The organism is Enterobacteriaceae endosymbiont of Donacia proxima (assembly GCF_012569285.1).
Classification (GTDB): Bacteria; Pseudomonadota; Gammaproteobacteria; order Enterobacterales; family Enterobacteriaceae.
In genome coordinates this window covers 1-2,215 of record NZ_CP046198.1, presented here as the reverse complement: position 1 = coordinate 2,215, position 2,215 = coordinate 1, and the positions used below count along the sequence as shown (strand labels likewise).

Here is a 2,215-nt window from a genome sequence, read left to right as displayed (position 1 = left end):
GTAGTAAAGGAGGTGATCCAACCACAGGTTCCCCTACGGTTACCTTGTTACGACTTCACCCCAGTTATGAATCATAAAGTGGTAAGCATCCTCCTTTTTACAAAGGTTAAATGGCTTACTTCTTTTACAACCCACTCCCATGGTGTGACGGGCGGTGTGTACAAGGCCCGGGAACGTATTCACCGTAGCATTCTGATCTACGATTACTAGCGATTCCGACTTCATAGAGTCGAGTTGCAGACTCTAATCCGAACTAAGATATATTTTGTGAGATCCGCTTACTTTTACAAGGATGCTTCTCTTTGTATATACCATTGTAGCACGTGTGTAGCCCTGGTCGTAAGGGCCATGATGACTTGACGTCGTCCTCACCTTCCTCCGGTTTATCACCGGCAGTCTTCTTTGAGTTCCCAGCCTAGCTGATGGCAACAAAGAATAAGGGTTGCGCTCGTTGCGGGACTTAACCCAACATTTCACAACACGAGCTGACGACAGCCATGCAGCACCTGTCTCATGGTTCCCGAAGGCACTAAAATATCTCTATTAAATTCCATGGATGTCAAGACCAGGTAAGGTTTTTCGCGTTGCATCGAATTAAACCACATGCTCCACCGCTTGTGCGGGCCCCCGTCAATTCATTTGAGTTTTAACCTTGCGGTCGTACTCCCCAGGCGGTCGACTTAACGCGTTAGCTACGAAAGCTATAAGTCAAGCTTACAACCTTCAAGTCGACATCGTTTACGGCATGGACTACCAGGGTATCTAATCCTGTTTGCTCCCCATGCTTTCGCACCTGAGCGTCAGTATTCGTCCAGGGGGTCGCCTTCGCCACTGGTATTCCTCCAGATATCTACGCATTTCACCGCTACACCTAGAATTCTACCCCCCTCTACGAAACTCAAGTTAATTAGTTTCAAATGCAGTTCCTAAGTTAAGCTTAGGGATTTCACACCTGACTTAATTAACCGCCTACGTGCTCTTTACGCCCAGTAATTCCGATTAACGCTAGCACCCTCCGTATTACCGCGGCTGCTGGCACGGAGTTAGCCGGTGCTTCTTTTACAAGTAACGTCAGTAATAAAATGTATTAAATCTTATTATTTCTTTCTTGTTGAAAGTACTTTACAACCCGAAGGCCTTCTTCATACACGCGGCATAGCTGCATCAGGCTTTCGCCCATTGTGCAATATTCCCCACTGCTGCCTCCCGTAGGAGTCTGGACCGTGTCTCAGTTCCAGTGTGGCTGATTGTCCTCTCAGACCAGCTAGGGATCGTTGCCTAGGTAGGCTTTTACTCTACCTACTAGCTAATCCCATCTGGGTTCATCTAATGGTATAAGGTTCCATATAAAATATATAAAATCCCCTACTTTGGTCTTTTACAAGACATTATGAGGTATTAGCTATCGTTTCCAATAGTTATCCCTCTCCATAAGGCAGATCCCCAGATATTACTCACCCGTCCGCCGCTTGCCGACAATAAAAAAAATAAAACCTTCTCTTATTTCGTTGCCGCTCGACTTGCATGTGTTAGGCTTGCCGCCAGCGTTCAATCTGAGCCATGATCAAACTCTTCAATTTTTCAAAAATAATACAAAATAAAAATCTTCTAAAAATTGAATGTCCACACATATTTTCTGATAAATTTTAAAAAAACAAAAAAATTTTATATTAAAAAATTTTTTATCACGTTTAATAATATATTTGAAATTGATTATAAAGTCAAATATTAAATATTAAATATATTTAATATTTAATATTTTATACTCTATAATTCCTCTTGGTGTTTTTACATTAATAATGTCATTTTTTTTTTTACCGATTAATGATCTAGAAAGAGGAGCATTAATCGAAATTAAATTATTTTTCAAATCTGATTCATCATGTCCTACAATTTTATAAGAAATAATTCTATTAGTTAATATATTTATTATACAAACAGTAGAACCAAAAATAACTTTATTATTATGTGTAATTTTAGTTATATCTATAATATTTGCATTTGATAATTTATTTTCTATTTCTTTAATACGTCCTTCACAAAAACTTTGTGATTCACGTGCTGACTGATATTCTGCATTTTCTTTTAAATCACCATGTTTTCTAGCTTCTATAATAGAATTAATAATTTTAGGTCTTTCTATATTTTTTAATTTTTTTAATTCTTCACGTAATTTTTTAATACCTTGTAAGGTCATAGGGATTTGCTTAATCAT

Annotated in this window: 1 protein-coding gene and 1 rRNA gene; both read right to left on the bottom strand. The window is 38.5% G+C overall.

All coding sequences use genetic code 11. The annotated features are described in order from the left end of the window. Positions 1 to 5: 5 nt before the first annotated feature. Positions 6 to 1,580 (bottom strand): 16S ribosomal RNA (locus GJT97_RS00010). A gap of 155 nt (positions 1,581 to 1,735) precedes the next feature. Next, positions 1,736 to 2,215, bottom strand: coding sequence for a transcription elongation factor GreA (gene greA, locus GJT97_RS00005; protein ID WP_169767468.1), 480 nt, complete (start codon positions 2,213 to 2,215; stop codon positions 1,736 to 1,738).